The 15,323-nt window shown below is 72.5% G+C and carries 11 protein-coding genes and 2 rRNA genes; 10 read left to right on the top strand and 3 right to left on the bottom strand.

Features of this window, described 5'->3' with window-relative positions:
- From ACFY4B_RS02980 to ACFY4B_RS02955, 6 genes are all read left to right on the top strand, one after another.
- Positions 1-93: ribosomal RNA gene (locus ACFY4B_RS02980) — 23S ribosomal RNA — on the top strand; the annotation flags it as partial.
- A gap of 80 nt (positions 94-173) precedes the next feature.
- A 5S ribosomal RNA gene (rrf, locus tag ACFY4B_RS02975) occupies positions 174-290 on the top strand.
- 267 nt (positions 291-557) lie between these two features.
- Positions 558-3,149 (top strand): sensor histidine kinase KdpD, encoded by a 2,592-nt coding sequence (locus ACFY4B_RS02970; RefSeq protein ID WP_117491707.1) that lies wholly within the window; start codon positions 558-560, stop codon positions 3,147-3,149.
- A 152-nt stretch (positions 3,150-3,301) separates the two neighbouring features.
- The gene (locus ACFY4B_RS02965) at positions 3,302-3,982 is read left to right on the top strand and encodes a response regulator (RefSeq protein WP_049657530.1); all 681 of its coding nucleotides are present in this window, start codon (positions 3,302-3,304) and stop codon (positions 3,980-3,982) included.
- A gap of 65 nt (positions 3,983-4,047) precedes the next feature.
- Entirely contained in the window at positions 4,048-4,455 is a 408-nt protein-coding gene (locus ACFY4B_RS02960) for an OB-fold nucleic acid binding domain-containing protein (protein WP_049657528.1), read from the top strand.
- Between the two features lie 2 nt (positions 4,456-4,457).
- Positions 4,458-5,183 (top strand): DUF3159 domain-containing protein, encoded by a 726-nt coding sequence (locus ACFY4B_RS02955; protein WP_234348601.1) that lies wholly within the window; start codon positions 4,458-4,460, stop codon positions 5,181-5,183.
- A gap of 83 nt (positions 5,184-5,266) precedes the next feature.
- On the opposite strand, the gene ACFY4B_RS02950 is transcribed toward ACFY4B_RS02955, so the two are convergent.
- Positions 5,267-5,938: a TrkA family potassium uptake protein gene (locus ACFY4B_RS02950; protein WP_049657526.1), complete on the bottom strand. Its 672-nt coding sequence runs from the start codon at positions 5,936-5,938 to the stop codon at positions 5,267-5,269.
- Positions 5,938-6,606: a TrkA family potassium uptake protein gene (locus tag ACFY4B_RS02945; RefSeq protein WP_049657525.1), complete on the bottom strand. Its 669-nt coding sequence runs from the start codon at positions 6,604-6,606 to the stop codon at positions 5,938-5,940. The genes ACFY4B_RS02950 and ACFY4B_RS02945 overlap by 1 nt, the downstream gene beginning before the upstream one ends.
- Positions 6,607-6,854: 248 nt before the next feature.
- Between ACFY4B_RS02945 and ACFY4B_RS02940 the strand changes: the two genes are divergently transcribed.
- Both ACFY4B_RS02940 and ACFY4B_RS02935 read left to right on the top strand, forming a co-directional pair.
- Positions 6,855-8,930 carry an APC family permease gene (locus ACFY4B_RS02940; protein ID WP_049657522.1) on the top strand — a complete coding sequence of 692 codons (2,076 nt, stop codon included), beginning with the start codon at positions 6,855-6,857 and terminating at the stop codon, positions 8,928-8,930.
- A 419-nt stretch (positions 8,931-9,349) separates the two neighbouring features.
- Positions 9,350-10,699 (top strand): class I SAM-dependent RNA methyltransferase, encoded by a 1,350-nt coding sequence (locus ACFY4B_RS02935; RefSeq protein WP_074001135.1) that lies wholly within the window; start codon positions 9,350-9,352, stop codon positions 10,697-10,699.
- A gap of 76 nt (positions 10,700-10,775) precedes the next feature.
- On the opposite strand, the gene ACFY4B_RS02930 is transcribed toward ACFY4B_RS02935, so the two are convergent.
- The gene (locus tag ACFY4B_RS02930; RefSeq protein ID WP_143204452.1) at positions 10,776-10,970 is read right to left on the bottom strand and encodes a hypothetical protein; all 195 of its coding nucleotides are present in this window, start codon (positions 10,968-10,970) and stop codon (positions 10,776-10,778) included.
- Between the two features lie 401 nt (positions 10,971-11,371).
- Between ACFY4B_RS02930 and ACFY4B_RS02925 the strand changes: the two genes are divergently transcribed.
- Positions 11,372-12,322, top strand: coding sequence for a LysR family transcriptional regulator (locus ACFY4B_RS02925; RefSeq protein WP_049659995.1), 951 nt, complete (start codon positions 11,372-11,374; stop codon positions 12,320-12,322).
- Positions 12,323-12,479: 157 nt separating this feature from the next.
- Complete coding sequence (locus ACFY4B_RS02920; protein WP_387966295.1) at positions 12,480-15,131, top strand: collagenase; 2,652 nt, start codon at positions 12,480-12,482, stop codon at positions 15,129-15,131.
- The last annotated feature ends 192 nt before the right edge of the window (positions 15,132-15,323 follow it).

The following is a 15,323-nucleotide window of genomic DNA, read 5'->3' as shown; positions in this document are numbered from 1 at the left end:
GGCTCCCAGTAGACGACTGGGTTGATAGGCCGGATATGGAAGCCCTGTGAGGGGTGGAGTTGACCGGTACTAATAGGCCGAGGGCTTGTCCTCAGTTGCTCGCGTCCACTGTGTTGTTCTGAAACAACGACCCGCTCTTTGTGAAGGGCGTGCGGTTGACAGTTTCATAGTGTTTCGGTGGTCATAGCGTGAGGGAAACGCCCGGTTACATTCCGAACCCGGAAGCTAAGCCTTACAGCGCCGATGGTACTGCAGGGGGGACCCTGTGGGAGAGTAGGACGCCGCCGAACAATTCTTCAGAAGAACCCCCATCCGGGTCCCGGATGGGGGTTCTTCGCATTTCCGGGCCGATGTCGGACACCACCGCACCCCGACCCCTCCGGACCCCTCCCGAACGACCCCCGCCGAGTGGCTGGTCCACCGTCAATATGCCGCTAAAACCGCCTGATCAGCGCACTGATCAGCGGAAAATCGCGTCGCACGCCGTAGTCTCGAAGGCAGGGGGAACAGGTGTCCGGGGGCGTTCTCCGGGCCGGGTCGGATCAAGAATGGTGCTCATGGGACGAGGCAGGCTGCGCATCTACCTCGGGGCGGCCCCCGGGGTCGGCAAGACGTACGCCATGCTCGCCGAGGCGCACCGGCGGCAGGAGCGGGGCACGGACGTGGTGGTCGCGTTCGTGGAGGACCACGGCCGCCGGCGGACCGCGGACATGGTCGCGGGGCTGGAGGTCGTGCTGCGGCAGCAGGTGGTGCACCGCGGTGCCCGGTTCTCCGAGATGGACCTGGACGCCGTCCTGGCGCGCCGCCCGCAGGTGGCCCTGGTGGACGAGCTGGCCCACACCAACGTCCCCGGCTGCCGCAACGAGAAGCGCTGGCAGGACGTCGAGGAGCTGCTGGCGGCCGGGATCGACGTGATCTCCACCGTCAACGTGCAGCACCTGGAGTCGCTGGGCGACGCCGTCGAGGGCATCACCGGGGTGCGCCAGCGCGAGGCCGTCCCGGACGAGGTGGTCCGGCGGGCGGACCAGATCGAGCTGGTGGACATGTCCCCGCAGGCGCTGCGGCGCCGGCTGGCGCACGGCAACGTGTACGCGCCGGAGAAGATCGACGCCGCCCTCGCCAACTACTTCCGCCCGGGCAACCTGACCGCGCTGCGCGAGCTGGCGCTGCTGTGGACCGCGGACCGGGTGGACGAGTACCTCCAGAAGTACCGGGCCGAGCAGGGCATCGAGGGCACCTGGCAGGCCAGGGAGCGGATCGTGGTGGGCCTGACCGGCGGGCCCGAGGGGGCGACGCTGATCCGCCGGGCGGCCCGGATCGCCGCCAGGGTCTCCGGCGGCGAGCTGCTCGCCGTGCACATCTCCCGCTCGGACGGGCTGGTGGGCTCCGGCTCGCCGCAGACGCTGATCGAGCAGCGCGCGCTGGTGGAGAGCCTCGGCGGCTCCTTCCACGCCGTCCTCGGCGACGACCCGGCCGGCGGGCTGCTGGACTTCGCCCGGGGCGTGAACGCCACCCAGATCGTGCTGGGCACCAGCCGGCGGCCCGGCTGGCAGTACCTGTACGGGCCGGGCGTCGGCACCATCGTGACCCGGGAGGCCGGGGACATCGACGTCCACATGGTCACCCACGAGCACGCCGGGCACGGGCGGCGCGGCAAGATACCGGTCCGCCGGATCACCGACCTGGGCCGCACCAGGACGGTCGGCGGCTGGCTGATCGGACTGGTCGGGCCGCCGCTGCTGGCGATCGTGCTGACCGCGATCGGCGGGCTGGGGCTCTCCACCGACATGCTGCTGTTCCTGTCGCTGACGGTGTGCGCGGCGCTGGTGGGCGGGCTGCTGCCGGCGATCGGCTCGGCGCTGGTCGCCTCCTCCGTCCTGAACTACTACTTCACCCCGCCGCTGCACACCTTCACCATCAACGAGCCGCAGAACATCATGGCGGTGGCGATATTCACCATCGTCGGCATATCGGTGGCGTCGGTGGTGGACCTCGCGGCCCGGCGCACCCAGCAGGCCGCCCGCAGCCAGACCGAGGCGCAGACGCTCAGCGCGCTGGCCGGCACGGTGCTGCGCGGCGCGCCCAACGGCGACGGGGTGCTGACCGCGCTGATGGAGCAGGTCCGGGAGACCTTCGGGCAGGAGAGCGCCGCGCTGCTGGAACGGCCGGACCCGCTCTCCGCCTGGGCGCCCGTGGCGACCGCCGGCCCGCGCCCGCCGGAGCGGCCGGAGGAGGCCGACGTGGACGTCCCGGTCGGCGACAGCCTGGCGCTGGTGCTGCGCGGCCGGGTGCTGCCCGGGGCGGACCGGCGCCTGCTCGGGGCGTTCGCCGCCCAGGCCGCCGTGGTGCTGGAGCGCCGCCGGCTGGCCCGGGAGGCCGCCGAGGCCCGCCGGGAGGCCGAGGGCAACCGGATCCGGACGGCTCTGCTGGCCGCCGTCTCGCACGACCTGCGCACCCCGTTGGCGGGCATCAAGGCCTCGGTGAGCTCGCTGCGCTCGGCCGACGTCGACTGGGCCCCGGAGGACGAGGCCGAGCTGCTGGCCGGCATCGAGGCCGGGGCCGACCGGCTGGACCACCTGATCAACAACCTGCTCGACATGAGCCGTCTGCAGACCGGGACCGTCACCCCGCTGATCCAGGAGACCGACCTGGACGAGGTGGTGCCGTTCGCGCTCGGCGGGGTGCCGCTGGAGTCCGTCCGGCTGGAGGTCCCGGAGACGCTGCCGATGGTCCGGGCCGACGGCGGGCTGCTGGAGCGCTCGCTGGCCAACCTGGTGGAGAACGCCGTCAAGTACAGCCCGGACGGGGTCAGGGTGCTGGTCAAGGCCGACGAGCTGCGGCAGCCGGGGCGGCCGGCCCGGGTCGAGCTGCGGATCGTGGACCGCGGCCCGGGGGTGCCCGAGGACGCCAAGGAGCGGATCTTCGCGCCGTTCCAGCGGTACGGGGACGCGCCGCGCGGCGCCGGGGTGGGCCTCGGACTCGCGGTGGCGCGCGGCTTCGTCGAGGCGATGGACGGTACCGTCACTGCCGAGGACACCCCGGGCGGCGGACTCACCATGGTCGTCAGCCTGCCCGTGGTCGAACGGCCGCCCGAACCGGGGGAGCGGGGCGGCGAGGGTGGCGGCCCGCTCCCGGACCTGATCACCTGAGAACCGGCGGCGCACCGGCCGGGCCGTCGCTCCTCCGGGGGCCGGCGCGCCTCCCGGGCCGTACGCCGCACAGCACGTCGCACGTCGCACCGAACGTCGTAGAGCAGTCCCCAGTCCGTAAGTCAGACAGCCCTGAAAGGCGGAGCCCGTAAATGACCCGGGTCCTCGTCGTGGACGACGAACCGCAGATCGTCCGCGCGCTGGTGATCAACCTCAAGGCCCGCAAGTACGAGGTGGACGCGGCCCATGACGGCGCGAGCGCCCTGGAGCTGGCCGCGGCCCGCCATCCGGACGTGGTCGTCCTCGACCTGGGCCTGCCCGACATGGACGGGGTCGAGGTGATCCGCGGCCTGCGCGGCTGGACCCGGGTGCCGATCATCGTGCTGTCGGCCCGGCACGCCTCGGACGAGAAGGTCGAGGCGCTGGACGCGGGCGCCGACGACTACGTCACCAAGCCGTTCGGCATGGACGAGCTGCTCGCCCGGATGCGGGCCGCCGTGCGGCGGGCCGAGCCGGTGGCCGGGGAGGCCGACTCGCTGGTCGTCACCGAGTCCTTCACCGTCGACCTCGCGGCCAAGAAGGTCAACCGGGACGGCGCCGACGTACGCCTCACGCCGACCGAGTGGCACCTGCTGGAGGTACTGGTCCGCAACGCCGGGCGGCTGGTCAGCCAGACCCAGCTGCTCCAGGAGGTCTGGGGCCCGGCCTACCGCACCGAGACCAACTACCTGCGGGTCTACCTGGCCCAGCTCCGCCGCAAGCTGGAGCGCGACCCCTCGCACCCGCGCCACTTCATCACCGAACCGGGCATGGGGTACCGCTTCGAGAGCTGACCGCGACCGCCCCCGGCGGCCGTGCGGCCTGCCGCCGGGGGGCCGGAACCCGGTACCCTTCCGACATGAGTGGTGACAACAGCAGCGGCCCGCCGCAGGGGCGGTTCCGCCGCATGCTCAGCCGGCTGACCTCCTCGGCCGAGGAACTGGACGCCGAGGAGCTGCGTCAGGAGATCGCCGCGGAGTCCGGCTGCACGCCGATCGCCGGCTGCGGGGACCGCGAGCTGGTCACCGTCGCGGGCACGCTGCGCACGGTGACGCTCCGCCCGAGGGCGGGGGTGCCCGCCCTGGAGGCCGAACTCTTCGACGGTACCGAGGCGCTGGACGTGGTCTGGCTCGGCCGCCGCTCGATCGCCGGGATAGAGCCCGGCCGCCGGCTGGTCGCCAGCGGCCGGATCAGTCACGCACGCGGGCGCCGCGTGCTGTTCAACCCCCGCTATGAGCTGCGTCCGGTCGGACACGGGAGCGAATGAGCGTGAGCAACCAGCCCGGCGGCGAGGCCGCCGCCCAGCTCGACCTGGCGGTCGACCCCGCGGACGCGGAGGCCGCCCGCAGGGCCGCCTCCAAGGAGGCGGCCGACACCGTGCTCCAGGCCTTCGGCGGCGTGCGCGGCATGATCGACATGACGCTGCCCGGCCTGGTCTTCATCGTCACGTACAACCTGACCCACCAGGTCAGCACCTCGGCCTGGGCCGCGCTGGGCCTGAGCGCCCTGTTCGTGGTGGCCCGGCTGGCGAAGCGGCAGACCATCCAGCACGCCTTCAGCGGGGTGTTCGGGGTCGCGCTCGGCGCCTGGATCTCGATGAAGAGCGGCAAGGCCGAGGACTTCTACCTGCCCGGCCTGCTCTGGAACGTCGGCTACTGCGTCGCCCTGGCGACCTCCGCCCTGGCACGCTGGCCGATGATCGGGGTGATGCTCGGCCCGATCACCGGCGAGATGTTCACCTGGCGCAAGGAGAACCCGGGCCGGCTGGCCGCCTACACCAAGGCGACCTGGGCCTGGGTGCTGATCATGGGCGCCAAGCCGGTGATCCTCTTCCCGCTGTACTTCACCCACAACGTCAACCTGCTGGGCTGGCTGAAGGTCGCCCTCGGCATCCCGCCGCTGCTGCTGGCGATGTACGTGACCTGGCAGATCCTGCTGAAGGCGCCGCCGCCGATCAAGGCGCAGCTGGACGAGGAGGAGGAGCCGGCGAAGTAGCCGCCTCCCGCCCGTCCCGAACGACGGAGAAGGGCCCGTACCCCGAGGGGTGCGGGCCCTTCTCCGTGTCGCGCGCTCCGGGGCTACTGGGCGCCCGAGATGGCCGAGAGGAGCTCTTCCAGCTCCTCCTCGCGCTCCTGCGCGGCGACGAAGAGCAGCTCGTCGCCGCCCTCCAGGGTGTCGTCCTTGCCCGGCACCAGCACCCGGCCCTCGCGGATGATGGTCACCAGCGCGGTGTCCTGCGGCCAGGCCACGTCGCCGACCCGGGTGCCGACCAGCTCGGTGTCGGAGGCCAGGGTCAGCTCGACCAGGTTGGCGTTGCCCTGGCTGAAGCGCATCAGGCGGACCAGGTCGCCGACGCTGACCGCCTCCTCGACCAGTGCGGACATCAGACGCGGGGTGGAGACGGCGACGTCCACGCCCCAGGACTCGTTGAAGAGCCACTCGTTCTTGGGGTTGTTCACCCGGGCGACCACTCGCGGCACCGCGTACTCGGTCTTGGCGAGCAGCGAGACGACCAGGTTGACCTTGTCGTCACCGGTCGCGGCGATCACCACGTGGCAGCGCTGGAGCGCGGCCTCGTCCAGCGAGGTGATCTCGCAGGCGTCGGCCAGCAGCCACTCCGCCATCGGGACCCGCTCCACCGAGATGGAGTTCGGGTTCTTGTCTATCAGCAGGACCTCGTGGCCGTTCTCCAGCAGCTCGCCCGCGATCGAGCGGCCCACGGCTCCGGCCCCGGCAATGGCGACCCGCATCAGTGACCCTCCTCCTTCGGCCCCTGCGCGAACGCGGCCTCGACGGCCGTCAGGTCGGCCCGGCGCAGCATCACGTGCACCAGGTCGCCCTCCTGCACCACCATCTGCGGCGAGGGGAGCACCCCCTCGCCGAGCCGGGTGACGAACGCCACCCGGGTGCCGGAGGCCTCCTCCAGCTCGCCGATCCGGTGGCCGATCCAGCGCGGGTCGTACGCGACCTCGGCGAGCTGGACGCCACCGCTCGGGTCCTGCCACAGCGGCTCGGCGCCGCTCGGCAGCAGCCGGCGCAGCATCTGGTCGGCGGTCCAGCGGACCGTCGCCACGGTGGGGATGCCCAGGCGCTGGTACACCTCGGCGCGGCGGGGGTCGTAGATCCGGGCGGCGACGTTCTCGACGCCGAAGTTCTCCCGGGCCACCCGCGCGGCGATGATGTTGGAGTTGTCACCGCTGGAGACCGCGGCGAAGGCGCCGGCCTCCTCGATGCCCGCCTCGCGCAGGGTGTCCTGGTCGAAGCCGACGCCGGTCACCCGGCGCCCGTTGAAGCCGGCGCCCAGCCGACGGAACGCGGTCGGGTCCTGGTCGACCACGGCCACCGAGTGGCCCTGTTTCTCCAGGGCTCTGGCGAGGGCGGAGCCCACGCGGCCGCAGCCCATGATGACGATGTGCACCGGCGCTTACCTCACCCGTCCCGAAGGGGTCTTGACCTGCGCAAACACCGTTCAGCTCCGTTTCCCGCCCGGTCGTCCGGGACGAGGTTCCTCGTGGGGGCGCCGACCCGGCAACGCTCGACAACCAGAGTGTTGCCCGCCGACTCGTATCCGACACGCTAGCCGGTCCACCGAACGCAGTCGCGACGAAGGGGGGGACAAACGGCGGAGCCTTGACCGGGGAGCCCCTACGATTCCTTAACGTGCCTATGCCGACTGACCTTCCGAAACGCATCCTGATCGGGCGCGCCCTACGCAGCGACAAGCTGGGCGAGACGCTTCTGCCCAAGCGGCTCGCGCTGCCCGTGTTCGCCTCGGACGCGCTCTCCTCGGTCGCGTACGCCCCCGAGGAGATCCTGCTCACCCTCTCCATCGCGGGCGCCTCGGCGATCCACTTCTCCTGGCAGATCGGCGTCGTCGTGGCGATCGTGATGCTCGCCGTGGTGGCCTCGTACCGGCAGAACGTCCACGCCTACCCCAGCGGCGGCGGCGACTACGAGGTCGCGACCGTCAACCACGGGCCGGCCGCCGGTCTGGTGGTCGCCAGCGCGCTGATGGTCGACTACGTGCTCACCGTGGCCGTGTCGACCACCTCGGGCGTCGCCAACGTCGTCTCCGCGGTGCCCTCGCTGCGCGGTCACGAGGCGGTCCTGTCGGTGGTGGTGGTCGTCCTGCTGATGGGCATGAACCTGCGCGGTGTGCGCGAGTCCGGAAGCGCCTTCGCCGTTCCCACCTACGCCTTCATGGTCGGCGTGATCGGGATGGTCGGCTACGGCGTCTTCCGGCACTTCGCGCTCGGCCAGGACATGCCCGCGGAGAGCTCCGGGTTCCACCTCGCCGCCACCCCCGGCAACGACTCGCTGACCGGCTTCGCGATGGTGTTCCTGCTGCTGAAGTCCTTCTCCTCCGGCTGTGCCGCGCTGACCGGTGTGGAGGCGATCTCCAACGGCGTGCCGGCCTTCCGCAAGCCGAAGAGCAAGAACGCCGCCACCACGCTGCTGATGATGGCGAGCATCGCCGTCGTGATGTTCATGGGCATCATCTGGCTGGCCCGGCTGACCGGTGTCCAGATGGCCGAGAACCCGGCCGAGCAGCTCGTCGGCTCCTCGCCCGGCTACCACCAGAAGACCGCGCTGGCGCAGATCAGCGAGGCCGTGTTCAACAACTTCACGCCCGGCTTCTACTTCGTCGCCGGCGTCACCGGCCTGATCCTGGTGCTCGCCGCCAACACCGCCTTCAACGGCTTCCCGGTGCTCGGCTCGATCCTCGCCCAGGACCGCTACCTGCCGCGCCAGCTGCACACCCGCGGCGACCGGCTGGCCTTCTCCAACGGCATCATCCTGCTGGCGATCGCCGCGATCCTGCTGATCCTCGCCTTCGACGCCGACCCGACCCGGCTGATCCAGCTCTACATCGTCGGCGTCTTCGTCGCCTTCAACATGAGCCAGTCCGGCATGATCCGGCACTGGACCCGGCTGCTGCGCACCGAGACCGACCCGGCCAAGCGCCGCCACATGCAGCGCAGCCGGGCGATCAACGCCTTCGGCCTGGTGATGACCATGGCCGTGCTGATCGTCGTACTGGTCACCAAGATCGGCCACGCCTGGATCGCGATCGCCGCGATGGCCGTGCTGTTCGTGATGATGAAGGGCATCCGGCGCCACTACGACCGGGTCTCCGACGAGCTCATCGCCGCCGAGGAGCCGGACGACGTGGTGCTGCCCACCCGGGTGCACGCCATCGTGCTGGTCTCCAAGCTGCACAAGCCGGCGCTGCGCGCCCTGGCGTACGCCCGGCTGGCCCGGGCCCACACGCTGGAGGCGGTCACGGTCAACGTCGACCCGGCGGACACGGCGGCGCTGCGGCGGGAGTGGGACGAGCGCGGCATCGAGGTGCCGCTCAAGGTGCTGGACTCGCCGTACCGCGAGATCACCGGGCCGGTCCTGGACTACGTGAAGAACCTGCGGCGCAGCAGCCCGCGGGACGTGGTCTCGGTCTACATCCCGGAGTACGTGGTCGGCCACTGGTACGAGCACCTGCTGCACAACCAGAGCGCGCTGCGGCTCAAGGGGCGGCTGCTGTTCAAGCCCGGTGTGATGGTCACCTCGGTACCGTGGCAGCTGGAGTCCTCCGAGCGGCGCAAGCCGCAGAAGGCCTGGTCGGCGCCGGGCGCCGTCCGGCGTGGCGAGCCTCGGGCGCCGAAGGCCGTAAAGTCGAAGGATTCCGTCTCCACCGGTACGAACGCCGGTGACAGCCCCGACCGCAGCAAGGACTCCTCCCAGTGACCCGCAACACTCCGCCCCGTTCCTCGGGCTCCTCCGGCGCCTCCGGCAAGGGCGCCCGCCGGGGCGGCTCCAAGCCCGGTCAGGTCTCCCGGCCGCGTTGGGGCCGGCCGTCCCGTCCGGAGGCCACCGACCGCGACGGCCTCACCGCGAGCACCGCGCCGTTCGTCCCGGGCGAGCGGGAGGACCGGGGGCCCGCCGAGCCGGTGGCCGGGAAGGGCTCCGCGGCGAAGGGTGCCGCGGGCAAGGGCTCCGCGGCGAAGGGTGCCGCGGCCAAGGGCTCCGCCAAGGGCTCCGGCAAGGACGCGCCCAAGGGTGCGGGCAAGGACGCCGGCCAGGGCGCCGGCCAGGGTGCGCCGAAGGGCGCCGCCGGGGCCGAGCGGAAGGCGCCGCGCAAGCAGGCGGTGCGGCCGCCCAAGGCGCTGCGCACCGCCGCCGCGCGGCCCTCGCGGCCCGAGGCGCCGTCCGGGGAGCCGCTGGTCGGGCAGCGCTACGAGGTCGAGGTCGGCCCGGTCGCGCACGGCGGCGGGCACTGCGTGGCCCGGCACGAGGGCCGGGTGCTGTTCGTGCGGCACGCGCTGCCCGGTGAGAGGGTCGTCGCGCTGGTGACCGACGGGACCACCACCTCGCGGTTCCTGCGGGCCGACGCGGTGGAGGTGCTGGAGCCCTCCAAGGACCGGATCGAGGCGCCGTGCCCGTTCGCCGGTCCGGGCAAGTGCGGCGGCTGCGACTGGCAGCACGTCACCCCCGGCGGGCAGCGCAAGCTCAAGGCGGCGGTGCTGACCGAGCAGCTGGCCAAGCTGGCCGGGCTCACCCCGGCCGAGGCCGGCTGGGACGGCAGCGTCGAGCCGGTCGGCGGCAAGCTGCCGGCCGGGCAGGTGCCGGCCTGGCGCACCCGGGTGCAGTACACGGTGGACGCCGAGACCGGGAAGGTCGGCCTGCGCAAGTACCGCTCGCACGAGGTGCAGCCGGTGGACCGCTGCCTGATCGCCGCCGAGGGCGTCACCGAGCTGGGCGTCGAGACCCGGGACTGGCCGGGCGTGGCGAGCGTCGAGGTGATCGCCGCGACCGGCTCCTCCGACCGCCAGGTGGTGCTCACCCCGCGCGACGGTGCCCAGCTGCCGCTGGTCGAGCTGGACAAGCCGGTGTCGATCGCCCGGGTGGACGAGCAGGGCGACGTGCACAAGGTGCACGGGCGCGGCTTCGTCCGCGAGCGGGCCGCCGGGCGGACCTGGCGGATCAGCGACGGCGGTTTCTGGCAGATCCACCCGGAGGCGCCGGACACCCTGGTCGACGCGGTGCTGGACGGGCTGGACCCGCAGTGGGGCGAGAGCGCGCTCGACCTGTACTGCGGAGTCGGCCTGTTCGCGGGCGCGCTGGCCGACCGGGTCGGCGAGGACGGCGCGGTGCTCGGCATCGAGTCCGCCAAGCAGGCCGTGGTCGACGCCCGCCACAACCTGGCCGCGCTGGACAACGTTCAGATCGAGTGCGACCGGGTCGAGACGCTGCTGCCGCGCACCGGCATCACCGCCACCGACCTGATCGTGCTGGACCCGCCGCGCTCGGGCGCCGGCCGCGAGACCGTCGCCCACCTGGTCGGCCTGGAGGCGCGCCGGATCGCGTACGTGGCCTGCGACCCGGCCGCGCTCGCCCGGGACCTGAAGTTCTTCCGCGAGGGCGGCTACCGGCCGGTGTCGCTGCGGGCCTTCGACCTGTTCCCGATGACGCACCACTTCGAGTGCGTGGCGATCCTGGAGCCGACCGGGGAGTGATCCCGGGCGCCGGGAAGGCACGGCAGGAGGCGGTCACCCGTTCGGGGTGGCCGCCTCCGCCGCGTCCGGGGGCCGGCTACTCGTTGTGCTCCTCCTCGTCGACGCTGTGCGGGAGGTCGATGCCGTGCTGGGCGGCGAGCCGCAGGAGCGAGGCGACCCGGCCCTCGTACGCCTGGACGCCGTCGGCGTCCCCTTCGGCCCGGGCCGCCGCGAGGTCCCGGCGGGCCTGGGCGAGCTGCTCGCGCAGCTCCTGATCGAACATGGCTGTCATCGGTCGGCCTCCGCACCGGTCGGTGCCCGCTCGGGGGAACGCAAGGGGGTTTTCAGCGTCCCGGACGGTGGGTCGGTCTTCAAGTCCCGCTCCGCCTGGTGGCGGCACGGCGGTGGTGGGCGGGGGCCGGAGCGGGGCGGAGGAGAGGTGTGGCGTGGCCCGGACCGGGGCGGAGGGCAGGTGCGGGCGGGGTCCGGAGCAGGGCGGAAGGTCAGGCGTCGGCAATGCGCGGGTAAAAGATGGTGCGCGGAGTGCCGTCGGGTCCCGGGAGGGGGCTTGACGAGGCAAATCGCCGGGGCGAAGGTGAGCAGCTGACATGTGATGTGTGCTGTTGCACCGCCCTTGGCGGCAGCCGCCCCGCGCCGTCGGCCGGGGCCGGCCGATGCGTGAGGGGGAGCGTCATGGAGTTGGAGCTGCGGCACCTGCGCGTGGTGTGCGCCATCGCCGACACCGGGAGCGTCGGCCGGGCCGCCGCCCTGCTCGGCGCCTCGCAGCCGGCGACCAGCACCCAGCTGCGCCGGATCGAACGCCACCTGGGCGCCCCGCTGTTCGAACGCACCGCCGCCGGTGTCGCGCCGACCGGCTTCGGGGTGGAGGTGCTGGCCGCCGCCCGGGAACTGCTCACCCGCGCCGACTGCCTGGGCCGCCGCGCGGAGGCTTCGGCCGGGCCCGCCCCGCGCGAGCTGCGGCTGGCGGCCACCAACGCCCCGATCCTGCCCGGGCTGGTCACCAGGGCCCGGCACCAGCGGCCCGGGCAGCGCTTCACCGTGACGTCGGTCTACCGCTCCTCGGACATCGTCGAGCTGCTGGAGCGGGGCGAGGCGGACGTCGCGGTGGCCGTGGACTACCCGGGCCGGGAGCTGTGCCACTCGCCGTCCGTCGCGCACCGCGGCATCGTCACCGAGCCGGTCTTCGTCGCGCTGCCGGCCGGCCACCGGCTGCGGCACCGCACCGAGGTGGCCCTGGCGGACCTCGCGGAGGAGGAGTGGTTCCTGACCCCCGACGACGGGGCCGGCTGGCACGGCGTCTTCCACGGGGCCTGCGCCGCGGCGGGGTTCGCCCCGGCGACCGTCCACGAGTTCCTCGGCGGCCGGCTGGAGCTCCAGGAGATGATCGCCGCCGGGCTCGGCATCTCCGTCGTCCAGGCCACCACCCGGCCGCTCGCGGAGGTGGTGGTCAAGCCGCTGGCGGGGACGCCGATCTGGGTCCGGCAGCTGCTGGTCTGGCGGCCGGCCGGGGTGGGCGGGGAGGTGGTGGAGACGCTGTTCGGGGCGGCCGCCGCGGCGTACCGGGACCTGATCGCGGCCGCGCCGAGCTTCCAGGCATGGGCCGCGCGGACGTACCGGTCGTAGCGGCAGTGGGTGGGGGTCCGTGTTATGGCCGGGCCGGGAGATGTCATATGACCTGTGACATTGTTCTGACCCTCCGTCGCTGGCAGGATCATGACGCGTTCCCCCAACGTCTCGGCAGTCCTCCCAGCGCCTCCCTCACAGGAGAAGGACCCCACCAGTGCGCCCACGGATACCCCTCCCCACCCTGCTGGCCGGCCTCGTGGCCGGCTGCTGCGCCGCCGCCACGCTGCTGCCGGCCACGGCGTCAGCCGCCTCCGCCGCCTCGGCTGCCTCGGCCGCCTCCGGTGCTTCCGCCGCTCCCGCCCGGCCCGCGGCCGGTGCTCCGACGGCCGACCCGGGCTCCGTCCAGCCGAAGCCGCTCGGCGCCTTCCTCACCGTCGACCCGGCCGCCCAGGCCCGTGCCGCCGAGGACCTCGCCCCCGTCGCCAAGCCGCTGCCCCCGGCGCTGCTCGGCCAGGTCGTGATGGGCCAGCCGGCCGACACCGTCGTGCAGACCGCGCCGCGCCCGGCCGAGCCGAAGGCGCCCCCGGCCAAGCCGGCCCTCGCCGCCCGCGGCGCCGCCGGAGCGGCCGCCGCGCAGAGCTGCACCCCGGCCGACTTCGGCAGCCGCAGCGGCGCCGACCTGGTCTCCTTCATCGAGGGCTCGACCACGGACTGCGTCAACACGCTGTTCAACGTCACCGGCACCGACGCGGGCAGCATCTTCAAGGAATCGAAGATGCTCACCGTCGCCGACGCCTTCCGGACCATGGCGGCCGGCTACACCGGCGACAACTCGACCGCCATCCTGCAGCTCGTGCTCTTCCAGCGGGCCGGCTGGTTCGTGCAGTCGAACAACGCGGACGCGGTGGGCCCGTACGGCGCGGCCCTGACCAGCGGCTCCAAGGCCGCCCTCGACGCGTTCTTCGCCGCCCCGCACCGCACCGACGTCAGCGACGCCAACGGCGCCGTGCTCAACGAGGTGCTGGTGCTCACCGACAGCGCCAACCTCCAGGGCAGCTACCTGGGCGTCTACAAGCAGGTGCTGACGGCGTACGACAACTCGTACAACGCCTTCCCGAAGATGCTCAAGGCGGTCAACGCGGTGCTCTCCGCGCCGCTGTGGCGGGGCAACTGGAACCCCGACTTCGTCAGCGCGGTCGGCGCGGACCCGAGCATCGGCGCCACCCTCGGCGACTTCGCGCTGAACCACAAGGACCTCCTCGGCACGGCCAACGCCTACCTGGACGTCAACGCGGGCAACGACCTCGGCCGGATGGCCGGCGACGGCCCGGTGGTCGAGGCCGCGGTCAAGGGCAAGGTCAAGGCGGTCCTCGACGGCGCGCAGATCACCGGCGCCACCGGCCCGCTGTACGTCCACACCGCCTACCAGGCCAACAGCTTCGACCCCGGCCAGTGCTCGTACTACGGCATCTGCGACCTGCCGGCGAAGCTGACCGCCGCGGTGCTGCCGAACCAGCTGGTGTGCGACAACCGCACCATCCAGACCGAGGTCCTGTCGCCCGCCGACCTGGCCGCGGTCTGCGCCAGCCTGCGCGGCGAGGACACCTTCTTCCACAAGCTGGTGAAGGACAACGGTCCGATCCCCGGTCAGTACGACAAGGAGCTCACCCTCGCGGTCTTCGCCAACCAGGCGGACTACCTGACCTACTCCTGGGCGATCTTCAACAACTCCACCGACAACGGCGGACAGACCGTCATGGACCCGACCGACCCGAACAACCGGGCCGTGTGCGTGATGTACCAGAAGTCCTGGAACGACGGCTTCACCGCCAACGTGTGGAACCTCAACCACGAGTACACCCACTACCTGGACAACATCTACGACCTCAAGGGCAACTTCTCCACCGAGATCTCCGTCCCGGACATCTGGTGGATCGAGGGCGTCGCCGAGTACGAGTCCTACGCCTACCGCGGCACCACCGACACCCAGGCGATGGCCGAGGCCGCCAAGCACACCTACAAGCTGAGCACCCTCTTCCAGAACACGTACGGCAACTCGGACACCGTGCGCACCTACCCGTGGGGCTACCTGGCCGTCCGGTACATGTTCGAGAAGCACCCGGCGGACATCGACGCCATGCTCGCCCACTTCCGCACCGGCGACTACCAGGGCGGCTACGCGGTCTACAACGGCATCGGCACCCGCTACGACGCCGACTTCGACGCCTGGCTCGACACCTGCGCCGGCGGCGCCTGCCTGGCGGCCGGCCCGACCGCGCTGTTCGGCCAGTCGGTCTCCGGCGCGACCGTCACGCTGACCGACAAGTCCGTCCAGACCGGCGCCGGCCGGCTCACCGCCTGGCACTGGACCTTCGGCGACGGCAGCTCCTCCGACCAGCAGAACCCGACCCACACCTACGCGGCCGCCGGCACCTACACCGTCGCGCTGACCGTCACCGACGACACCGGCAGGACCGCCAGCACCCCGGCCTCCGTCGCCGTGACCACGGGCGGCGGCGGTGGCCCGACCACCCCGCCGGCCTGCACCGACCCGCGCGCCGACGCGCTCGGCAAGAACTGCTCGCGCGCCAACCTGTCGGCCACCGCCGGCAACCTGGACTACCTGTACGTCTACCTGCCGGCCGGCACCAGCACCCTGAAGATCACCACCTCCGGGGGCACCGGCACCGCGTACCTGTACTACAGCGACAGCACCTGGGCCTCGCCGAGCGCCTACACCGCCGCCTCCACCAACGCGGGCACCACCCAGAGCATCACGGTGACCAACCCGACGGCGGGCTACCGCTACGTGAGCCTCTACGCGAAGAGCGACTTCAGCGGGGTGACCGTCAGCACCCAGTTCTGATCCGTCCCCTTCCGGCGCGGGCCGGGTCCGTGGCAGCCAGCCGCGGGCCCGGCCCGTCCGGCGTTCCGGCGCCTCGCCGGCGGCCCGTCCGGCGTTCCGGTGGCTGCCGTCCGGCGCCGCGGTGACGGCCGGGTTGCGCGGGGGCGTGCGGCAGGTGTGCGGGCGGTGTGCGCACGCCCTTGTTGTGCTAGC

Source organism: Kitasatospora sp. NPDC001261 (assembly GCF_042896795.1).
Lineage (GTDB): Bacteria > Actinomycetota > Actinomycetes > Streptomycetales > Streptomycetaceae > Kitasatospora.
The sequence above is the reverse complement of the archived record's forward strand: the minus strand, read 5'-3'. Positions and strand labels throughout refer to the sequence as shown.

What these genes read in the sequence shown, in the direction of transcription:
- ACFY4B_RS02970 (WP_117491707.1), top strand. Translation starts at nt 558, where the DNA reads ATGGGACGAGGCAGGCTGCGCATCTACCTCGGGGCGGCCCCCGGGGTC.
- ACFY4B_RS02965 (WP_049657530.1), top strand. Translation starts at nt 3,302, where the DNA reads ATGACCCGGGTCCTCGTCGTGGACGACGAACCGCAGATCGTCCGCGCG.
- ACFY4B_RS02960 (WP_049657528.1), top strand. Translation starts at nt 4,048, where the DNA reads ATGAGTGGTGACAACAGCAGCGGCCCGCCGCAGGGGCGGTTCCGCCGC.
- ACFY4B_RS02950 (WP_049657526.1), bottom strand. Translation starts at nt 5,938, where the DNA reads ATGCGGGTCGCCATTGCCGGGGCCGGAGCCGTGGGCCGCTCGATCGCG.
- ACFY4B_RS02940 (WP_049657522.1), top strand. Translation starts at nt 6,855, where the DNA reads ATGCCGACTGACCTTCCGAAACGCATCCTGATCGGGCGCGCCCTACGC.
- ACFY4B_RS02930 (WP_143204452.1), bottom strand. Translation starts at nt 10,970, where the DNA reads ATGACAGCCATGTTCGATCAGGAGCTGCGCGAGCAGCTCGCCCAGGCC.
- ACFY4B_RS02925 (WP_049659995.1), top strand. Translation starts at nt 11,372, where the DNA reads ATGGAGTTGGAGCTGCGGCACCTGCGCGTGGTGTGCGCCATCGCCGAC.